Here is a 15,491-nt window from a genome sequence, read left to right as displayed (position 1 = left end):
TCTTGCCCCGACAGTCATTGTCACTTGGCTTCCGTGATTTCGCGCAGCGCTGCAACATGTCCCACGTAGGCGATGCGTCCCTGTTCGGTCAACGAGACTCGAACATGGCTGCGGCCCAACTTGGCGAAGCGTTCAATTTCCACGTAACCGGCGTCGGTAAGCTGTCTCAAGTGCTTGCTCAGTACCGAATCAGCAACACCCAAATTCTCTTTGAGATGCGCGAACTCGGCCCATTGGACAGGTGCGAGACTGGCGCAGATCCGCAGGCGCAAAGGAGAATGGATTAGCTCGTCGAAGCGCGGCTCAGGCGGCTTGCTCATTGCCGTCCTCAATGCGTTCTCGCGTCAGAGATATGTTCATTTTGTGGGCTATGAACCCGAGGATTGCACAACAAGCAACCATCTTCCCTGCAGCCTCGAACCAGGTGGATACTTCCCACATCCGCAGGAACATTGTGGCCAGAATGGCGACCAGCAGGAAGCAGCCAAAGGCGGTCGAACTGCGGGGCAAGGGGCGTTGCTTGGCGTGTTTACGCAGAAAAACGATTAGCCAAATAATCAGCGGGACGAATAATGCGAAAAGCGCATACAGGAGCTGGTTTGGGACGAAGCCGTCGATGCTAGTAAGTGCGCTGATCAGCAACACTACACACGTGGTGAATCCGCGAGGAGAATCGCTGCTTTGAATCATCTTTTGAGAGGCGGACTGCGCTTCGGCAAGCAATTCTGCGGCCTCGCGCTTTGTGGGGTTCGAGGGTTCTTGCGAGTTCATTCTCACTCACTTTCCGTTACGGAAAGTCTTGTCTTTCCATGACGGAAAGTCAAGGATGTCTAGACGTGGTGGTACTTGCCGCCAGCTAGGATGTCCTGGGCGCGGTAGAGCTGCTCGGTGAGGATCAGGCGGACCAATTGGTGGGGGAACACGAGCTTCGAGAGTGACCAGGTGAAGTTGGCGCGGGCGTGTATGGATGGGTCGACACCGTAGGCTCCACCGATGATGATCACCACATTGCGCGATGAATCGATGGGGGCGCGCAGGGTGTTGGCGAGCGTTGGCGAATCGACGTTCTTTCCCCGTTCGTCAAGCAACACCACAAAGTCGCGGTCGTCGATCTTGGCGAGGATACGTGCCGATTCTTCCGTACGGGCAGCGTCGTTTTCCCGGGATGAATGGGAGAGAAGCTGCCACGAGAGGTCGAACGGTTTCTTCAGGCGCTTCTCGTAGCGGGAGATTCCTTCGTCCACCCACGACTCGTGCTTCTTGCCAACTGCCAATACCTTGATCGTCATGCCTATATTCTCTCGCATTGTTGTCGTTGGGCTAATTCATTGGCTTGCTGACTACGATGGACAGCATGCGATCTACTTGGTACTTCGGACCTGACAAACCTACGGGCGGTAAACAGGTCCTATGGGTGGTGTTCGGGTTGATTGTGGCGATGTTCTACTTCACCCGCCGAGTGCTTGTATCGCTGCGTATCGGCGGCTGGGCTACCAACTTGGATCAGACGGTCTACCAGTGGGTGCTGGCGCACCAAGACCCCTTCTGGCTGATGGTCGCTGAAGTGCTTTATTGGTGGGGTTCCACGCCTGGAATGATTGTCACGATGCTGATTATCGGATCACTGTTGTGCTGGTTGGCGCGTAGTTTCTGGCCCTTGCTCACGATCGCCGCCACTGCTGCCGGATCCGTGACCCTGACGATCGTGCTTAAGGCATCGCTACAGGTTCCGAGGCCGGCCGGTGTTCCCGGAGGACCTGCCCCGCCGACCTCCTACTCCTTCCCCAGCGGACATACGTTAAATGCTGCGGCCTTGATGGGCATCGCCGCATATCTGGCGGTGATCTACGGTCTTCGCCGCTACGCCTACCTCATTGGCGGCCTCGCAACACTATTTGTGGTCGGCATGGGAGCCTCCCGCATTTATATCGGGCATCATTGGCTCTCCGATGTCGTCGTCGGATTCTTGATCGGTGCGGCCTGGGCCGCGGTGATCGCGATTTTGCATTATTTTTTCGCGCCTCGGCCGCTAGTCGAGGACGGAATCAATCCTGGGCATAAGTGAGAAGTGTGTCACTGGCGCCCGATACCCGCTTTCAAATAATTACATTTGATTAGGAGTTTTACTTATTTTCGGGAAAAGCTCTGGCGTTTTTCTTGTCTGATGAGAAATCACGATTGTACTCACATCACATTTTGAATAGAGAATGGTTCACTGTGCCCAAAATCTGGTGAGTCCGGCCACGGGGCTACGGACATGGGACATGAGCTAATTCATTTCAAAGGTGATCGATGTACAAGCGCAAAGCGTCAGAGTCGCAGAACTCTCGAGTCCTGCGCATTCTTGCAGCCTTGGCTAAAGTCCCGCAGGCAAGTGTCAAAGAGCTGTCGGACGTTACTCAGATTCCCCTGAGTACTGTCTACCGCATCCTAGACGATTCGATTTCCTCCGGTTTAGTTAGGAAGACTTCATCAGCCCATTACGGTGCCGGGCCGGTTTCTGTTCAATTGGCTGAGCGCTATCGAGATACCTCGGGGCTGCATGGAACTGTAACTCCGTACCTTCGTGAATTGTCACGGCAAACTGGAGAACTTACAGCGTTCATGGTCGTTCACGGTGCTGAAGCGGTGTGCGTTGAATCAGTGGAATCAGAACGTGCCCTACGGTGTAGCTACACGGTTGGAAAGTCTCAACCGTTAATCTACGGGGCGACTGCGAGGGCGCTGCTCAGCAGAATTTCCCCTGCTGACCGTAGAGACATTTTTGAACACCACGCCATCCCGCGCGATGAACAGCTTGAGCTTGAGCAGAAGTGCTCCATTGCGCGAGCCGACGGATTTGCAGTCAGTACCGCTGAACTTGATGAAGGCATTTGGGGCGTCAGTGCTGCCGTCACCAACAGCAAAGGCATGTTGAAAGGCGCCGTAACTCTCATGGCTCCGGCCCAACGTATTGATCAGCGTGGCAAAGAGCTGATCGAGTTGACCTGCCGAACAGCCATAGCGCTTAGTGGAGGAAATAAATGACGTGGAAAAAGCCTAGCGAATGGACCGGTCGCAACGACGGACCGGGATCAGAGAACGCGCGATGGCATAACACTATTCAGCCTGTCACCGATAAGGCGCAACCGGGAATCGCGCTTCTCGGTTTCGCCAGCGACGAAGGCGTGCTGCGAAATCTAGGCAGAGTGGGAGCCCGTGAAGGGGCTGCCGCATTGCGGGCAGCCTTGTCATCAGTAGCGCTACATGAACCTTTGGCGTTATACGACGCTGGAGACGTTGAAGTTGACGGCCATGCGCTGGAAGATGGCCAAGAAGAATTCGCTGAGATTCTCTCCAAGCTATTGAGCGATGGACATTTCACAGTGGGACTCGGCGGCGGCCATGAGATCACTTTTGCTTCTTATTCGGGCCTTGCCCGAGCATTGGGAGAATCGGGCGATTGGAGCCTAGGCATTCTCAACATTGACGCACACTTTGATCTTCGCGTCGCAAACGAAGCGACGTCCGGCACCGGCTTCTCGCAGATCGCTCAAGCAGAAACTGCCGCAGGGCGGACATTCCGCTACGCAGCGGTGGGTATTAGCGAAGCAGCCAATACCAAGGTTCTCTTTGACCGAGCAACCGCCCTTGGGGTGCAGGTACTCCTAGATACCAACTGCCACCTTGGAAATGTTGACGGTGTGCGACGGTTCGTCGCGAACTTCGCAGATTCTGTGGATCACCTGTACCTGACCATTGACTTGGATGCCCTGCCGGCAAGCGTGGCACCAGGAGTCAGCGCTCCAGCAGGCTTTGGAATCGCGGTTGAAGTGGTGCGGGAGGTCGTAGTGGCGGCTGTGGAAAGTGGCAAACTGCGCCATGCCGATATTGCTGAACTCAATCCAAAATTCGATATCGATCAGCGAACTGCCCGCACGGGGGCTCGCTTGATCAACGACCTGATCGTGCACCGAGGAAGATAACCATGGAACTTCAACTCACCCTAGTTCAGACTTCCGCGCTTGCGCTGCTGCTTTTGGTCTTTGGCGAATATGCTCGCCGGCGTGTTTACTTTCTGGAAAAATTCTGTATCCCTGCGCCTGTGGTAGGCGGTTTCCTTTTCTCAATCCTCGTCTTGATTTTGCGCCAAACAGGGACCGTTGAGCTTTCGCTGGACACCACCTTGCAGTCTCCGGCGATGATCGCGTTCTTCACCACGATCGGTCTTGCTGGATCGCTGGCTACCATCAAAAAGGGCGGCAAGCTACTGCTGATGTACTTGGTTGTGTGCTGGTCACTAGCGATCTTCCAGAACTTGATCGGCATCGGCATGGCTAAGGTTCTGGGGGTTAATCCGATACTTGGAATCATGGCTGGTGCTGTCAGCCTTGAAGGTGGTCACGGAGGTGCAGCGGCTTTCGGCCCGACAGCGGAGGCAATGGGCGTTGAGGGCGCTACGACAGTGGCGATTGCTTCCGCGACCTTTGGACTGGTCGCTGGTAGTCTCATCGGCGGTACACTGGCTAGCTACTTGATGACTCGTCACAAAATCGAGGCCCCGAAGCCCGATAAGGCACGCGGGTTCCTTGCAACGGTGGGCGCTGGTCCCAAAAGGAGTTCTGGATCCGCTGGAGCGGTCGCAGATTATGATGGCGTGCCTGATGCTCATGATGCGTCGTCAGACGAGGCAAAGAGCAATTACTCGACGCTGCTGTCCACCGCCACCATTATCGGCGTCATTATGGTGATCGGCATGCTGCTCGGTGATTGGTTGGCAGATCTGACTGGTTTCGCATTGCCTGCTTATGTGGGTGCGATGATCATTGCAGTGATTTTCCGAAATGTGAATGACAAGCTTGGCTGGATCAAGGTCGATGATGATGCAGTGAACCTGATTTCGCAATTGACCCTCGGTTTCTTCTTGACCTTGGCGATGATGAGCCTGAAGATCTGGGAACTGGCTAGCCTAGCAGGCCCGTTGGCTATCATTCTGCTTGTTCAGTTGGGATTCATCATCTTCTTCGCCGGGTTCGTCGTCTTCAGGCTGCTGGGTAAAAACTATGATGCAGCCACCATGGTGGCAGGCTTCCTCGGCCACGGGCTGGGTGCCACCCCGAACGCGATGGCCAATATGGACGCTTTCAACTCCAAGTTCGGTGTACGTTCGGAGCGTGCTTTCCTCATTGTTCCGTTGGCTGGCGCGGTGCTCATCGATATGGTCGCGCTGCCATGGATCGTCTGGTGTATGAACTTCGTTGGGTAACGCCGCTTCAGTCTAAGTGCTCCTCAGATCAGCACCCGCACGGGTTTGCCCTTGGCCCAGGCTCGAATGTCAGCGACCGCGTCATTGAAGAAGATCTCGAACTGTTCAACTGTCACGTACCCGATGTGCGGGGTGGCAATGACTCCGCGGGTAGCTGCCAAACGGTCTCCGGCCGGCAACGGCTCCACATCGAAGACGTCAACGGCCGCAAGATAGAGCTGCTCGTTGTTCAGGGCATCAATCAACGCATCGGTCTGTACGATCTTGCTGCGCGAGGTGTTGACCAAAATCGCGTCGGGCTTCATCCATGACAACTGCGTGGAGCCCACAACGCCGGTGCTTCGTTCGGAAAGCTTGAGATGGATGGTCAGCACATCGCTGCTGGCAAAGAGCTCCTGTTCGCTGACCTTTTCAACGCCGATTTCCTTGGCGCGTTCATCGGTCAGATTTTGGCTGTAGGCAATGACTCGCATTCCAAAGGCAAGCCCAACCCTAGCGACCCGGGCGCCGAGGTTTCCCAGCCCGTAGACGCCCAAGGTCTTTCCGGACAAACCCATGCCGAGGGTGCTCTGCCAATGGTTCGGGTCCGTCAGCGGACGGTCTGCCGAGAACAGCTCAATATCCAGACGCCGAGCCGCTGCAAGGATCAGCGCCCAGGTATGTTCCGCAGCATCCGGCGCCTTGTAACCTGTATGGCTGACCACAATACCGTGTTCCTTGGCGGCCTCAAGGTCGATGGATCCGTTGCGCCGGCCTGTAGTGACAAGAAGCCTCAGGTTCGGCAGGGCTTCGAGGCGTTGGCGTGGGAACGGGGTGCGTTCACGCATGGCAATGATGACGTCGTAGGGCTGAAGTGCGGAGATCACCGCTTCGTCGTCGTGGCCCAAGTGTTCGGTGAATACCGTCAGTTCGGCATTCAGGTCTTCGGAAAGCGATTTAAAGTCAGCCAGCGAGCGGGCGATGTCATGGTAGTCGTCGAGGAGAGCAATACGCATAGTTCATCCTAGGCATGCAAACGGCAGCGCTGAAAGAACATTGCTTTCGACGCCGCCGTCGCTGGTTTCTACTCTTCTTCTACACGCCGGGTCCAACGGCGCTTGCGGCCAATGCTGCGGTTCACTCGAAATGGGACCTTGCGGGCTTTGCCCTGGCCACGCCACTGATGTGGCTTGCACAGTGCGCATCCACGGTGTCTGCGATGAGGCGAATGTGCCAATCGATTTTCCTTCCCGAAACATGCCCCGCCCGGGTGGGCAAGGTTTGCATCGAGAAGTGGGGAAGACTGGCATGGTTGCAGTGTATATCTTTGGGCGGACGGGTGTGCCGAAGAATCATTTGCTGATGGGAAATTACATGGATCTTAGTGATGCACTTCTTAAAGGCCGACGCGGCCGCGGCTTGCTGCTGGACGTACTGATTTCAGGTGATGATGAGGCAACGCGAAAATTGTCACGAGCGGTCCGTGATGCTTCGTATCGGCTGGCCAAGCGCCGAGGCGATGGTGTGGCGCGGTTCCCACGGTCTGAAGAAGACGATGTTCTGGTGAACACAGCAGAGCTGATGCAGGAGCATCTAGCGAAGTTGGTAGCCAAAGTCCCGGTGCCAACGATTACCGCCGAGTTATTGCGTGAAGCGCTGGGCAGGACCGTTGACGAAGCGGTGTACTGGGAACCGCCACATGCAGAAGACGTGATCTTCAGTGATCCGGCATTAGTCGAGGCGTTGGCCCCGGTGGCTCAACTGGTGAACGAATCGGGCATCCTGCAAAACTGGGTGGCCCGGTCCAAGAATGATAATCAGTGGTCATTGCACTGGAGAGGTGAAGATTCAGATAGTGTGTGGGAGCCTGGCCTGAGTCCAGTTTCGCAGCAGCTCGAAGCGTGGAAGAGTGAACTCCTCGCAACAGAACATCGGAACCGGCGGGATTTGAAGAAGTCAGCCATGAACGCCGGATCCGGAGTCTGGTGGTCGAATCCGCCAGGCGGGCTGTTCCGCACCTTCGGAACTTTTGATGACGGCGCGCCGATTGGGCTCTACTGCCAGGAAGATGGATATGGGTGGAGGGAAGCCAGCATCCAGCGCATCAAACCTGTTATTTCCAAGCCGATTTTTCACGTCGAAGGATCTGAACACTGGATTGAGTTATGCCGCAAGTATCCCGCGGATGTCAGTGCTGGTCGCCGAGGAAGTTGGTATCAGCTCTCCGGACGCGATGGATTGTGGGTTCAGCCAGATTGGCGGGCCGTTGCCCGAGACTTCGACGGAGTGCACCTTGGTCTTCCAGCCTATCTATCTGCAGCAGGTGAAGAGTTGAGAGTCAGCGATAATTATTCGAGCATTATTGCTGGATGGAACCCTGACGAAACGTACTGGTTCACCGATCGCGTGAACTTTACTGGAAATGAGCAATTTTGGGTCGTGGAAGATCAACGAAACAACGAAGGGTGGTCTCTGCAGAAGGCGGAAGGTCAGAATTAGGGCGTGATTTCACACTTAACACACGTTTCACAAACTTCACACGATTCATAAAGTTCACAACTTTCACAACCCCTACTCGGTACTGTCTTGGCTCCGCGAGTATCTGCTCAACCGCCCTCGCAGCTAGCGCTTGCGGGGTGCGGCCAAGACTGCCGTGACGATCAAGAGGCCTGCCATCAAGGCACCGAACGCCAGCACCGCTGGGATCAACGAGATGTACAGCATCAGCGCGCCGAGCAGCAGCACCGGTACCGACATTCCTAGGTAGCCTGCCAAGAACACTCCGGCAATTACTTCGCCACGTTGATCTTCCGGAGCGATGCGGATCGCGGTGCCAAGCCCTGCCTTGAAGGCGATGCCAGCACCGGATCCTGCAATCAGTCCGCCAACAATCAACAGCGTCAACGAGGCGAAAAGCATGCTGCCGGTGATCACAACCAGCCCGACGGCCAAAGCAGACAGTCCCCAATGGGTTTGGGCGGTCAGCGGCCAGCGTGAAGAAAAAACCTGCATGACTGCCGCTGCCGCGAAGACCAAGAAGGCAACGCCGCCAGAGACAGCCAGCGAGCTGATGCCCAAGGTCCCTCGTATTAGCGCCGGTGCGAGTGAAGTGAACAACCCGAACATGGCGAAGGCAACGAATGCCATCATCGCGGCGGCCGCGAAGGTTCTGCGCTCGTGATGGGGTACAGAGACGGCTTGTGGACGGTACTTCCAGCCTTTTACGGGGGACGCAGTTTCAGGAGTGCTGAGCAACAGCACCAGAGCGATCTGTAGCAGAATTGCAAAGATCGAGTATGAGAGTTTCAACGGCGCCGGCGCATACTCAGCCAGTAATCCTGATACCAGCGGCCCCATGCCCAGGCCGCCGATATTCGCGGCTGTGGCAGTAATTTCCGCCTTGCGCAGCCCTGTGCCGGGATGTGCCTTGGCATGCAGCTCCATCAGGTAGGCGGTGGCTGTAGCGGTGAGCATGCCTATACCCAGACCCGATACGAAGCGGGCAATCAGCAATCCCGAAAGATTCTGGGCAAAAAGGAAGATCAGTGCGGAGCCAAAGCCCAAAGCAAGCGAGGGCAGCATCAATTTTCGACGACCCACGCGATCTGATAAATGGCCCACGGTGAAAAGTGAGGCGACAACGCCCAAAGCATAGGCGGCAAAGATCACGGTGATGGTGAATGCGCTGAAATTCGAATGGGCTTGGTAAACCACATAGAGCGGAGCAGGAGCGGTAGCGAACGCCATTGAGACGAGGAAGGAAAATGCGACGATCCAGAAACTGCGGTCATAGAGTGCGGTGCTCGTTTGCAAGGTCTTTTGTGCGGAAGCGATGGTCATAGACCTAAGTATCCGAGGAATTTTAGATCATATCCAACGATCATTATTGATAGATCTCATCAATTTTGCTGATAATAAAATCATGCAGATCACGCAACTTGAATACTTTCTCGCAGTAGCTCAGGAACTGAGCTTCACCAGAGGCGCACAGTCAATGCATGTTGTTCAATCTGCCGTGTCTGCAGGGATCAAGCAATTGGAACATGAGTTGCATTCGGAGCTGTTTATCCGCCAGGGGCGATCAATCAGACTTGCCCCAGCAGGGGAAGCACTGTTGCCGCATGCCGAGGCAATCATTGCCCAAACCCAAACAGCACGGGACGCTGTGGATGCAGTGCGGGGCGTTGTCCGCGGCACCGTTGAGCTGGGAACCTTGTCTCATTTAGGGACACTGGACATGTCAGCGGTGCTGGTGCAGATTCATCGCGAGTACCCTGATGTTGTCGTTAAACTCCGGCAGACCGTCCAAGGGACTCGGAGTTCATTGGAAGCATTGCGAGACGGAACCCTAGACTTGGCCTTGCTCTCGTTGTCCGAAGATTCGCTCCCTGGGATCGAGTTGAGGCAGTTGCATGCTGAACCAATGCTATTTGTTATCCCCGAAGGGCACCGATTGGCGGGCCGCAAACGTATTTCCCTTGAAGAAGTTGCGGGGGAGCATTATGTCGATTTCCCGCAAGGGTGGGGAAACCGCACCACGGTCGATGCGGCTTTTGCGGCCTTGGGGCTTCAACGAAGCGTGGGCACAGAAGTATCTTCTTTGGCGTTCGCACTTGAACTGATACAGCAGGGGCTAGGCGTCTCCTTTTTGCCTGCATCGACTCTGGAGCAAAGCCCAAATCACAAGACTTGGAGCATCCCTGTACCGCTTCAATGGAAAATTCAACTAGCTAGATCTACAACGAGGGAACCCACGGCGGCCGAATCTGTGTTGATGCAGACGATCATGCAGCAGGTGCCCGTACATCATGGCTAGTTGACCACAGATTTTTAACGATTCTGACCTAAGCTGACGATAGTGGGTTTCGTAGCTTGCTAGAGGGAATAGGCAAAGTCATGGGCAATGAACTTCGGGTGGGAGTCCTCGGCTTCGGGGCCATCGGCTCGGTGGTAGCGCGGCATATCGCCGACGGGAAGGTGGCCGGTGCTAGCTTCCAGGGAATCGCCGTTCGCCACTTGCATGAAGAGCTGCATTACCCGCAGTTTGGCATCGATGAAGCCGTCAAGTGCTGTGACCTGATCATTGAATGTGCCGGTCAAGAAGCTTTGCGCGAGCATGCGGTAAAAATTCTCGGCGCCGGCGTGGACCTACTGGCCAGCTCTTTGGGTGCCTTGGCTGATCGCGGCTTCGCAGAACAAGTGAGGCAAGCCGGTCCGGGACGATTGCTGTTGACGTCGGGAGCGATCGGAGGGCTTGACCTGCTCGGTGCGGGTGCTGCCATGGGCGGATTTCAACAGGTTACGCTCACCACCCGAAAGCTGCCTGCGACTCTGATTCAGCCGTGGATGAGTGAAGCCCAATGCAGCCAATTAGCTGCGGTGGTTGAGCCGGTTGTAGTCTTCTCGGGCTCGGCTGCTCAGGCCGCGCAGAAGTTTCCCAAGTCCCTGAACATTGCAGCAGCAGTGGCATTGACGGTGGGGGACTGGGACGTGGTTTCGGTCAGGCTGATAGCCGACCCCAATGCGACACTGACCGAGCATCGAATTGATGCACGTGGAGTCGGCGGCGAATACAGCTTCTCGATCAAAAACTATCCCTCGCAGCAGAACCCGCGTAGTAGCGGCATTGTTCCCTGGGCGTTGCTGTACTCATTGCAGCAGGCGATAGGAAACAACCGTTCCTAAGGTCGCTCGTCGTACTCGGCCAAAACCTTTTTGCCGATCTTGAAGGCGACGTTGGCCGCGGGCACCGAGCAGTAGATGGCGCTCTGCAGGAAGACCTCTTTGATCTCATCGGGGGTCATGCCGTTGCGCAGTGCTGCATGCACATGCATTTCAAGTTCTTCCCAGTAGCCGCCGGCGATCATCGCGGTCAGGGTAATGGCGCTGCGGGTGGTGCGAGGCAGACCATCTCGGGTCCAGATCGTGCCCCACGCATAGCGGGTGATCATTTCCTGGAACTCGTCGGTGAAATCATTAGAGGTGCTGGTCGCGCGGTCGACGTGCTCGCCTCCGAGGACTTCACGTCGAACCACCATGCCTGCATCGTAGGGATCGCCGGGCAGGCGTTGTGAGTCGGTCATCGTCGAAAAGTCCTTTGCTAGTGGGCGGTGAAGAAGTCAACCAAGAGCGACGCAGTGGCCGCAGGGTCCTCGGCCGGGGCAAGATGCGCCACCGAGTCGATGATGGCGGCCTGTGCGTTGGGCGCATGTTCGGCAACGAACTGCGCGTCGGAGGGAGGACACACCTGGTCATGTGCGCCATTGATTGCGAGGATCGAGTCGTTCATGCCCACCAGCTCATCGCGCAGGTCAAAGCCGGCGAGCGCACCGCAAACGTGCGCATAGGAGAAGCGGTCTGCGTCCTGCAGGTTGTGCAGCAGATTGGTGGAGACTACAGCCTCCTTTTCAATGAATCCCGGGGCGAACCAGCGCTGGGCCGAACCGACCACCATGGTGGGGGTTCCCGCTGCGGCTACTAGTTCCGCGCGTTCCCTCCAGCCTTCGGGGGTGCCGATCTTGGCGGCGGTGCAGATGGGGGCCAGCGCCGCGAAGATTCCGGGGTGTTCGTGGGCCAGCTGGAAGGCGGTAGCCCCTCCGACCGAGACTCCGGCGTAGTAGAGCTTCTGGGCCGGGTCGATAATGCCGTCGGTTTTCAGTGCTTGAATCATGGCGATCACGCCGCCGGCCAGTTCGCTCATGCTGAATGCTTCGGTCGACGGTTTGCTTTCACCGTGTCCCGGTAGGTCCCAGGCGATGAGCTGGAAGTGATCCTTGAGGTAGGGCGCTGCCGGACCCCAGAGGCTCAGTGATGCGGTGCCCAGGGACGGGCCGAGGATTAGCGTGGGAAGCGCTGTATCGGTGTGCAGCAGGGAGGGGGTTAGCGTTGGGACTGCCATGTTTCCTTCCACGCCGAATATTCGGCAAGTACGTTGTCGGTGAAGCGGCCGGCGGCGCCGAGGTAGCCTGCCGGATCGAGCAGTTCGTCCAGCAGCTCGTCGCTGAGCAGCTGTTGATCGGTGGAGGCACGCAGCAGCTCGCGCAGGCTGCCGCCTTCGGTCAGGGACTGGAGCACCAGCCGCTGGATGGCTGGCTTGCCCCCTGCGACGACCGGGCCCAAAACGGTGGCCAGGCGTTCGGAGAGCACCGCGTCACCGCCGAGTTTAAGGTTACGCGTCAGTGCGTCGGTGTTGATGCTCATCCCCGTGGCAAGGATGGCCGCGTGCTCGCTGGAGCCGATGGCCAGGCGCAGCAGTTCGCGCAGCGCAGGCCATTCTGCATGCCAGGCGCCGTCGGGGCGTTCATCCACAGCGGTGCCGGCGGCGGTGTACAGGGTGGCCACGTGGCCAGGGGCGTTCAGGGCGGCGCTGCGCAGCAGCAGCGAGTGCACCGGGTTCTGTTTTTGCGGCATGGCGGAACTTCCGCCCTTGCCTGCCTCGCGCGGCTCGGTGATTTCCCCGATTTCGGGCCGGGATGCGGTGAGCACGTCGGCCCCGAAGGTTCCCAGGGCCGCGATGGCTGCGCCCAGGGCGGAGCCTGCCTGCATTATGGGCAGCCGGTTGCTGTGCCATGGGGTGGCAGGACTGGCAAGGTCCAACCGGTCCGCCAGCCTTTGGCTCAGCTGCCCGGTAGTTGCGGTAATTTCTGTGCGCCCCGCCAGATGCTGTTCAAGGGAAGCCAGTGTTCCCACGGCTCCGCCGAACTGCAGCGGCAGGTGTCCGCGCAGCTGTTCCAGATTCTTTGCGGCGCCTAGGACGGCAGACAGCCAGCACGCGGCCTTGTACCCAAAGGTGGTGGGCAGCGCGTGCTGGGTCAGCGAGCGGGCGATGCACACGGTGTCGCGGTGCGCCGCCGCGAGGTCCGCCAGGCCCGAGGCCGTGCGGTGCAGGGATTGCAGCACTGCCTGAACGCCGTCGTGCAGCAGCAGCATGAGCGCGGTGTCGATGATGTCCTGGCTGGTGGCCCCGCGGTGCAGGGCGGTGCCGGCACCGGCTGGGGCGCCGTCGGCCGCCAGCAGGGCGCGCATCATTCCCAGCAGCGGGATCAGCGCGTTGGCCCCGTCCGGGGTTTTGGCCGCGAGCTGCGCAAGGTCGTAGCGTGCTACGTCGGCCACGGCCTGGACGGCATCCAGATCTGCCTGCGAGCACAGCCCCGCCTGGGACTGGACCTGCACCCAGGCCAGCTCGACCCGAAGCATTGCGGCAACGAAAGCCTCATCGCCGCTACGCTCGGGGGCCGCGCCGCCTGCCCAGACGGGGGTCAAAACACCGTAGTCAACACCGCTCATGCCTTTACCCTAGCTTTCGCGCGGGTAGGAGAGGAACACGGTTTCCTTCTCGCCCTGCAGGTGCACATCGAAGCGCAGCGAGCCGTCGGCTTCGCGGGTGGCGATCAGGGATTGCCTGCGTTCTTCAGGCAGGGAGGCCAGCAGCGGGTCCTTGGCCAGCGCCGCGGTGTCCTCCGGCAGGTAGATGCGGGTGAACAAACGGTTGAGCAGGCCGCGGGCAAAGACCGTCAGCATGATGAACGGCGCCTTGCCTTCTTCGGTGGGCCCCGGGTTCACCGTGGTGAAGGTGTAGTGCCCCATGTTGTCTACCGGTACGCGGCCGAAGCCGGTGAAGGTGTAGCCGTCGCGCACCAGTGAACCATCGCGCGAGACCACATTGCCGTGCTCGTCGGCCTGCCAGATTTCTAGCAGCGAATCCGGGATGACATCCCCGTTGCCGTCGTAGACCACCCCGTGCAGGCGCACCGCCTTCGGGTGGGCCTGATTGACCAGTTCTCCGCCCTTTTCGAAGGGCAGTGCGTAGCCGTAGAACGGGCCGATGGTCTGTCCGGGGGTGGGGGTGAGCTTGAGCTTGGGTGCCTGAGCCATTTAGTGCTCCTCCTCTTCGTTTTCCATCCAGGTGCGGTTGGACCCGGTGAGCACAATGTCCCAGTTGTAACCGGTGGCCCATTCGTGGCTTGTCAGGTTGTGGTTGTAGGTGGCGACCAGGGCGTCGCGGGCCTTCTGATCGGTGATCGACTGATAGATCGGGTCCAGTGCAAACAGCGGATCGCCCGGGAAGTACATCTGGGTGATCATGCGCTGGGTGAAGTCGGTGCCGAACAGCGAGAAGTGGATGTGCGCCGGACGCCAGGCGTTGTGGTGGTTCTTCCACGGGTAGGGCGCGGGCTTGATGGTGGTGAAGGAGTATTCGCCGTTGGGACCGGTGATGGCGCGTCCCACGCCGGTGAAGTTCGGGTCGATCGGTGCTGGGTGCTGGTCGCGCTTGTGCACGTAGCGTCCGGCGGCGTTGGCCTGCCAGATTTCGATCAGCTGGTTGGCCACCGGGCGTCCGTCGCCGTCCAGCACGCGGCCGGCGACCACGATGCGCTCGCCGATGGGATCGCCGTTGTGCTGGACGGTCAAATCCGACTCCAGCGCATGCACGTCGCGCTGGCCAAAGGCCGGGGAGTGTAGCTCGATGGTCTCCGGATCGGTATGGTGCAGGTCCTTGGTCGGGTGGCGCAGCAGCGATGAGCGGTAGGGTGCGAAGTCCACCCGAGGCTGGGTTTCTGCCTTCTTGCCCGCCAGCACCTCCTGGCGGTAGGCCTCGTGGATGTCGGCGATCTCGCTGGTGATCTGGTCCTGGGTGGCTTGGGATGCCGCAGGATCCAACACATGGGAATTGTTGAATGCGTCGTTGCTCATGAGTGGTGCTCCTTTCACAGTTGTTAGGCGTGGGGCCAGCCGGTGTAGGACTCGGCCAGGTATTGCTGGCCGTACCTCGACGAGGTGACGGTATCCAGCTCTCCGAGGGCACGCTGAGCCATGAACGGATCGGCGTTCACCGGGGTGTGCAGCATGGAGGTCATCCAATAGGAGAAGTTCTGCGCCTTCCAGACCCGCTTGAGCGCCAGGTCCGAATAGCCGCCCAGCAGCTTGTCGCTACCGGTGGAGAAGTAGGAATCAAGCGCCTCGAAAAGGACCTTGACGTCGGCGAAGGCGAGATTCAGGCCCTTGGCGCCGGTGGGTGGGACGGTGTGGCCGGCATCGCCGATCAAGAACATCCGCCCGTGGGAGAGCGGCTGTCGCACGAATGAGCGGAAGCCGAGGACCGTCTTGTCGAAGATCGGCCCGGTCTTCAGCTCGAAGCCGTCGGGACCGTCAACGCGCTTTTGCAGTTCGCTCCAGATGCGGTCCTCGCTCCAGTCATCCACGTTCTCATTTGGGTCGCACTGGAAGTACATGCGCTGCACGGTTTCGCTGCGCTGGGAGATCAGCG

18 protein-coding genes are annotated in these 15,491 nt (G+C 58.4%); 7 read left to right on the top strand and 11 right to left on the bottom strand.

Going from position 1 to position 15,491, the window contains the following annotated elements; genetic code table 11:
- Positions 1-20 precede the first annotated feature (20 nt).
- Genes RUH64_RS12800 through RUH64_RS12790 form a run of 3 tightly spaced genes read right to left on the bottom strand, consistent with a single transcriptional unit; the run spans position 21 to position 1,289 of the window.
- Entirely contained in the window at positions 21-320 is a 300-nt protein-coding gene (locus RUH64_RS12800; protein WP_313813866.1) for a transcriptional regulator, read from the bottom strand.
- On the bottom strand, positions 304-771 hold the full coding sequence (locus RUH64_RS12795) for a hypothetical protein (protein ID WP_313813864.1): 468 nt from the start codon (positions 769-771) through the stop codon (positions 304-306). The genes RUH64_RS12800 and RUH64_RS12795 overlap by 17 nt, the downstream gene beginning before the upstream one ends.
- Positions 772-830: 59 nt before the next feature.
- A complete protein-coding gene (locus RUH64_RS12790; protein WP_313813862.1) occupies positions 831-1,289 on the bottom strand; it encodes a 23S rRNA (pseudouridine(1915)-N(3))-methyltransferase RlmH in 459 nt (152 codons plus the stop codon).
- 65 nt (positions 1,290-1,354) lie between these two features.
- On the opposite strand from RUH64_RS12790, the gene RUH64_RS12785 reads away from it, so the two are divergent.
- From RUH64_RS12785 to RUH64_RS12770, 4 genes are all read left to right on the top strand, one after another.
- Entirely contained in the window at positions 1,355-2,065 is a 711-nt protein-coding gene (locus tag RUH64_RS12785; RefSeq protein ID WP_313813860.1) for a phosphatase PAP2 family protein, read from the top strand.
- Between the two features lie 227 nt (positions 2,066-2,292).
- On the top strand, positions 2,293-3,027 hold the full coding sequence (locus RUH64_RS12780; protein ID WP_313813858.1) for an IclR family transcriptional regulator: 735 nt from the start codon (positions 2,293-2,295) through the stop codon (positions 3,025-3,027).
- The gene (gene hutG / locus RUH64_RS12775) at positions 3,024-3,965 is read left to right on the top strand and encodes a formimidoylglutamase (RefSeq protein WP_313813856.1); all 942 of its coding nucleotides are present in this window, start codon (positions 3,024-3,026) and stop codon (positions 3,963-3,965) included. Before RUH64_RS12780 ends, hutG begins: the two co-directional genes overlap by 4 nt.
- 2 nt (positions 3,966-3,967) lie before the next feature.
- Positions 3,968-5,245: a sodium/glutamate symporter gene (locus RUH64_RS12770; RefSeq protein ID WP_313813854.1), complete on the top strand. Its 1,278-nt coding sequence runs from the start codon at positions 3,968-3,970 to the stop codon at positions 5,243-5,245.
- A gap of 23 nt (positions 5,246-5,268) precedes the next feature.
- On the opposite strand, the gene RUH64_RS12765 is transcribed toward RUH64_RS12770, so the two are convergent.
- Positions 5,269-6,240, bottom strand: a complete 972-nt coding sequence (locus RUH64_RS12765) for a D-2-hydroxyacid dehydrogenase family protein (protein WP_313813852.1) — start codon at positions 6,238-6,240, stop codon at positions 5,269-5,271.
- Positions 6,241-6,532: 292 nt separating this feature from the next.
- Between RUH64_RS12765 and RUH64_RS12760 the strand changes: the two genes are divergently transcribed.
- Entirely contained in the window at positions 6,533-7,723 is a 1,191-nt protein-coding gene (locus RUH64_RS12760) for a hypothetical protein (protein ID WP_313813851.1), read from the top strand.
- A 123-nt stretch (positions 7,724-7,846) separates the two neighbouring features.
- Here the strand turns inward: RUH64_RS12760 and RUH64_RS12755 are convergent, their stop codons facing one another.
- Positions 7,847-9,064: an MFS transporter gene (locus RUH64_RS12755; protein WP_313813850.1), complete on the bottom strand. Its 1,218-nt coding sequence runs from the start codon at positions 9,062-9,064 to the stop codon at positions 7,847-7,849.
- Between the two features lie 82 nt (positions 9,065-9,146).
- Here RUH64_RS12755 and RUH64_RS12750 point away from each other — a divergent pair, with 82 nt between their 5' ends.
- Both RUH64_RS12750 and RUH64_RS12745 read left to right on the top strand, forming a co-directional pair.
- Positions 9,147-10,040, top strand: coding sequence for a LysR family transcriptional regulator (locus RUH64_RS12750; protein WP_313813849.1), 894 nt, complete (start codon positions 9,147-9,149; stop codon positions 10,038-10,040).
- Positions 10,041-10,120: 80 nt separating this feature from the next.
- Positions 10,121-10,909 carry an aspartate dehydrogenase domain-containing protein gene (locus RUH64_RS12745; RefSeq protein WP_313813847.1) on the top strand — a complete coding sequence of 263 codons (789 nt, stop codon included), beginning with the start codon at positions 10,121-10,123 and terminating at the stop codon, positions 10,907-10,909.
- Here RUH64_RS12745 and pcaC read toward each other — a convergent pair.
- The 6 genes from pcaC to RUH64_RS12715 form a co-directional block, all read right to left on the bottom strand.
- Positions 10,906-11,307 carry a 4-carboxymuconolactone decarboxylase gene (gene pcaC / locus RUH64_RS12740; protein ID WP_313813845.1) on the bottom strand — a complete coding sequence of 134 codons (402 nt, stop codon included), beginning with the start codon at positions 11,305-11,307 and terminating at the stop codon, positions 10,906-10,908. The two genes, RUH64_RS12745 and pcaC, sit on opposite strands and share 4 nt — an antisense overlap.
- Before the next feature lie 17 nt (positions 11,308-11,324).
- A complete protein-coding gene (locus RUH64_RS12735; protein WP_313813843.1) occupies positions 11,325-12,122 on the bottom strand; it encodes an alpha/beta fold hydrolase in 798 nt (265 codons plus the stop codon).
- Positions 12,104-13,510, bottom strand: coding sequence for a lyase family protein (locus RUH64_RS12730; protein ID WP_313813841.1), 1,407 nt, complete (start codon positions 13,508-13,510; stop codon positions 12,104-12,106). Before RUH64_RS12730 ends, RUH64_RS12735 begins: the two co-directional genes overlap by 19 nt.
- A gap of 9 nt (positions 13,511-13,519) precedes the next feature.
- Positions 13,520-14,098 (bottom strand): protocatechuate 3,4-dioxygenase subunit alpha, encoded by a 579-nt coding sequence (gene pcaG, locus RUH64_RS12725; protein ID WP_313813840.1) that lies wholly within the window; start codon positions 14,096-14,098, stop codon positions 13,520-13,522.
- Positions 14,099-14,917 carry a protocatechuate 3,4-dioxygenase subunit beta gene (pcaH, locus tag RUH64_RS12720; protein ID WP_313813839.1) on the bottom strand — a complete coding sequence of 273 codons (819 nt, stop codon included), beginning with the start codon at positions 14,915-14,917 and terminating at the stop codon, positions 14,099-14,101.
- A gap of 23 nt (positions 14,918-14,940) precedes the next feature.
- The coding region (locus tag RUH64_RS12715) for an FAD-dependent monooxygenase (protein ID WP_313813838.1) at positions 14,941-15,491 on the bottom strand (551 nt) is incomplete at its 5' end.

The organism is Glutamicibacter sp. (assembly GCF_032154645.1).
Lineage (GTDB): Bacteria > Actinomycetota > Actinomycetes > Actinomycetales > Micrococcaceae > Glutamicibacter.
This window is presented reverse-complemented; position numbering and strand designations above follow the sequence as displayed.

What these genes read in the sequence shown, in the direction of transcription:
- RUH64_RS12800 (WP_313813866.1), bottom strand. Translation starts at nt 320, where the DNA reads ATGAGCAAGCCGCCTGAGCCGCGCTTCGACGAGCTAATCCATTCTCCT.
- RUH64_RS12795 (WP_313813864.1), bottom strand. Translation starts at nt 771, where the DNA reads ATGAACTCGCAAGAACCCTCGAACCCCACAAAGCGCGAGGCCGCAGAA.
- RUH64_RS12790 (WP_313813862.1), bottom strand. Translation starts at nt 1,289, where the DNA reads ATGACGATCAAGGTATTGGCAGTTGGCAAGAAGCACGAGTCGTGGGTG.
- RUH64_RS12785 (WP_313813860.1), top strand. Translation starts at nt 1,355, where the DNA reads ATGCGATCTACTTGGTACTTCGGACCTGACAAACCTACGGGCGGTAAA.
- RUH64_RS12780 (WP_313813858.1), top strand. Translation starts at nt 2,293, where the DNA reads ATGTACAAGCGCAAAGCGTCAGAGTCGCAGAACTCTCGAGTCCTGCGC.
- hutG (WP_313813856.1), top strand. Translation starts at nt 3,024, where the DNA reads ATGACGTGGAAAAAGCCTAGCGAATGGACCGGTCGCAACGACGGACCG.
- RUH64_RS12770 (WP_313813854.1), top strand. Translation starts at nt 3,968, where the DNA reads ATGGAACTTCAACTCACCCTAGTTCAGACTTCCGCGCTTGCGCTGCTG.
- RUH64_RS12765 (WP_313813852.1), bottom strand. Translation starts at nt 6,240, where the DNA reads ATGCGTATTGCTCTCCTCGACGACTACCATGACATCGCCCGCTCGCTG.
- RUH64_RS12760 (WP_313813851.1), top strand. Translation starts at nt 6,533, where the DNA reads ATGGTTGCAGTGTATATCTTTGGGCGGACGGGTGTGCCGAAGAATCAT.
- RUH64_RS12755 (WP_313813850.1), bottom strand. Translation starts at nt 9,064, where the DNA reads ATGACCATCGCTTCCGCACAAAAGACCTTGCAAACGAGCACCGCACTC.
- RUH64_RS12750 (WP_313813849.1), top strand. Translation starts at nt 9,147, where the DNA reads ATGCAGATCACGCAACTTGAATACTTTCTCGCAGTAGCTCAGGAACTG.
- RUH64_RS12745 (WP_313813847.1), top strand. Translation starts at nt 10,121, where the DNA reads ATGGGCAATGAACTTCGGGTGGGAGTCCTCGGCTTCGGGGCCATCGGC.
- pcaC (WP_313813845.1), bottom strand. Translation starts at nt 11,307, where the DNA reads ATGACCGACTCACAACGCCTGCCCGGCGATCCCTACGATGCAGGCATG.
- RUH64_RS12735 (WP_313813843.1), bottom strand. Translation starts at nt 12,122, where the DNA reads ATGGCAGTCCCAACGCTAACCCCCTCCCTGCTGCACACCGATACAGCG.
- RUH64_RS12730 (WP_313813841.1), bottom strand. Translation starts at nt 13,510, where the DNA reads ATGAGCGGTGTTGACTACGGTGTTTTGACCCCCGTCTGGGCAGGCGGC.
- pcaG (WP_313813840.1), bottom strand. Translation starts at nt 14,098, where the DNA reads ATGGCTCAGGCACCCAAGCTCAAGCTCACCCCCACCCCCGGACAGACC.
- pcaH (WP_313813839.1), bottom strand. Translation starts at nt 14,917, where the DNA reads ATGAGCAACGACGCATTCAACAATTCCCATGTGTTGGATCCTGCGGCA.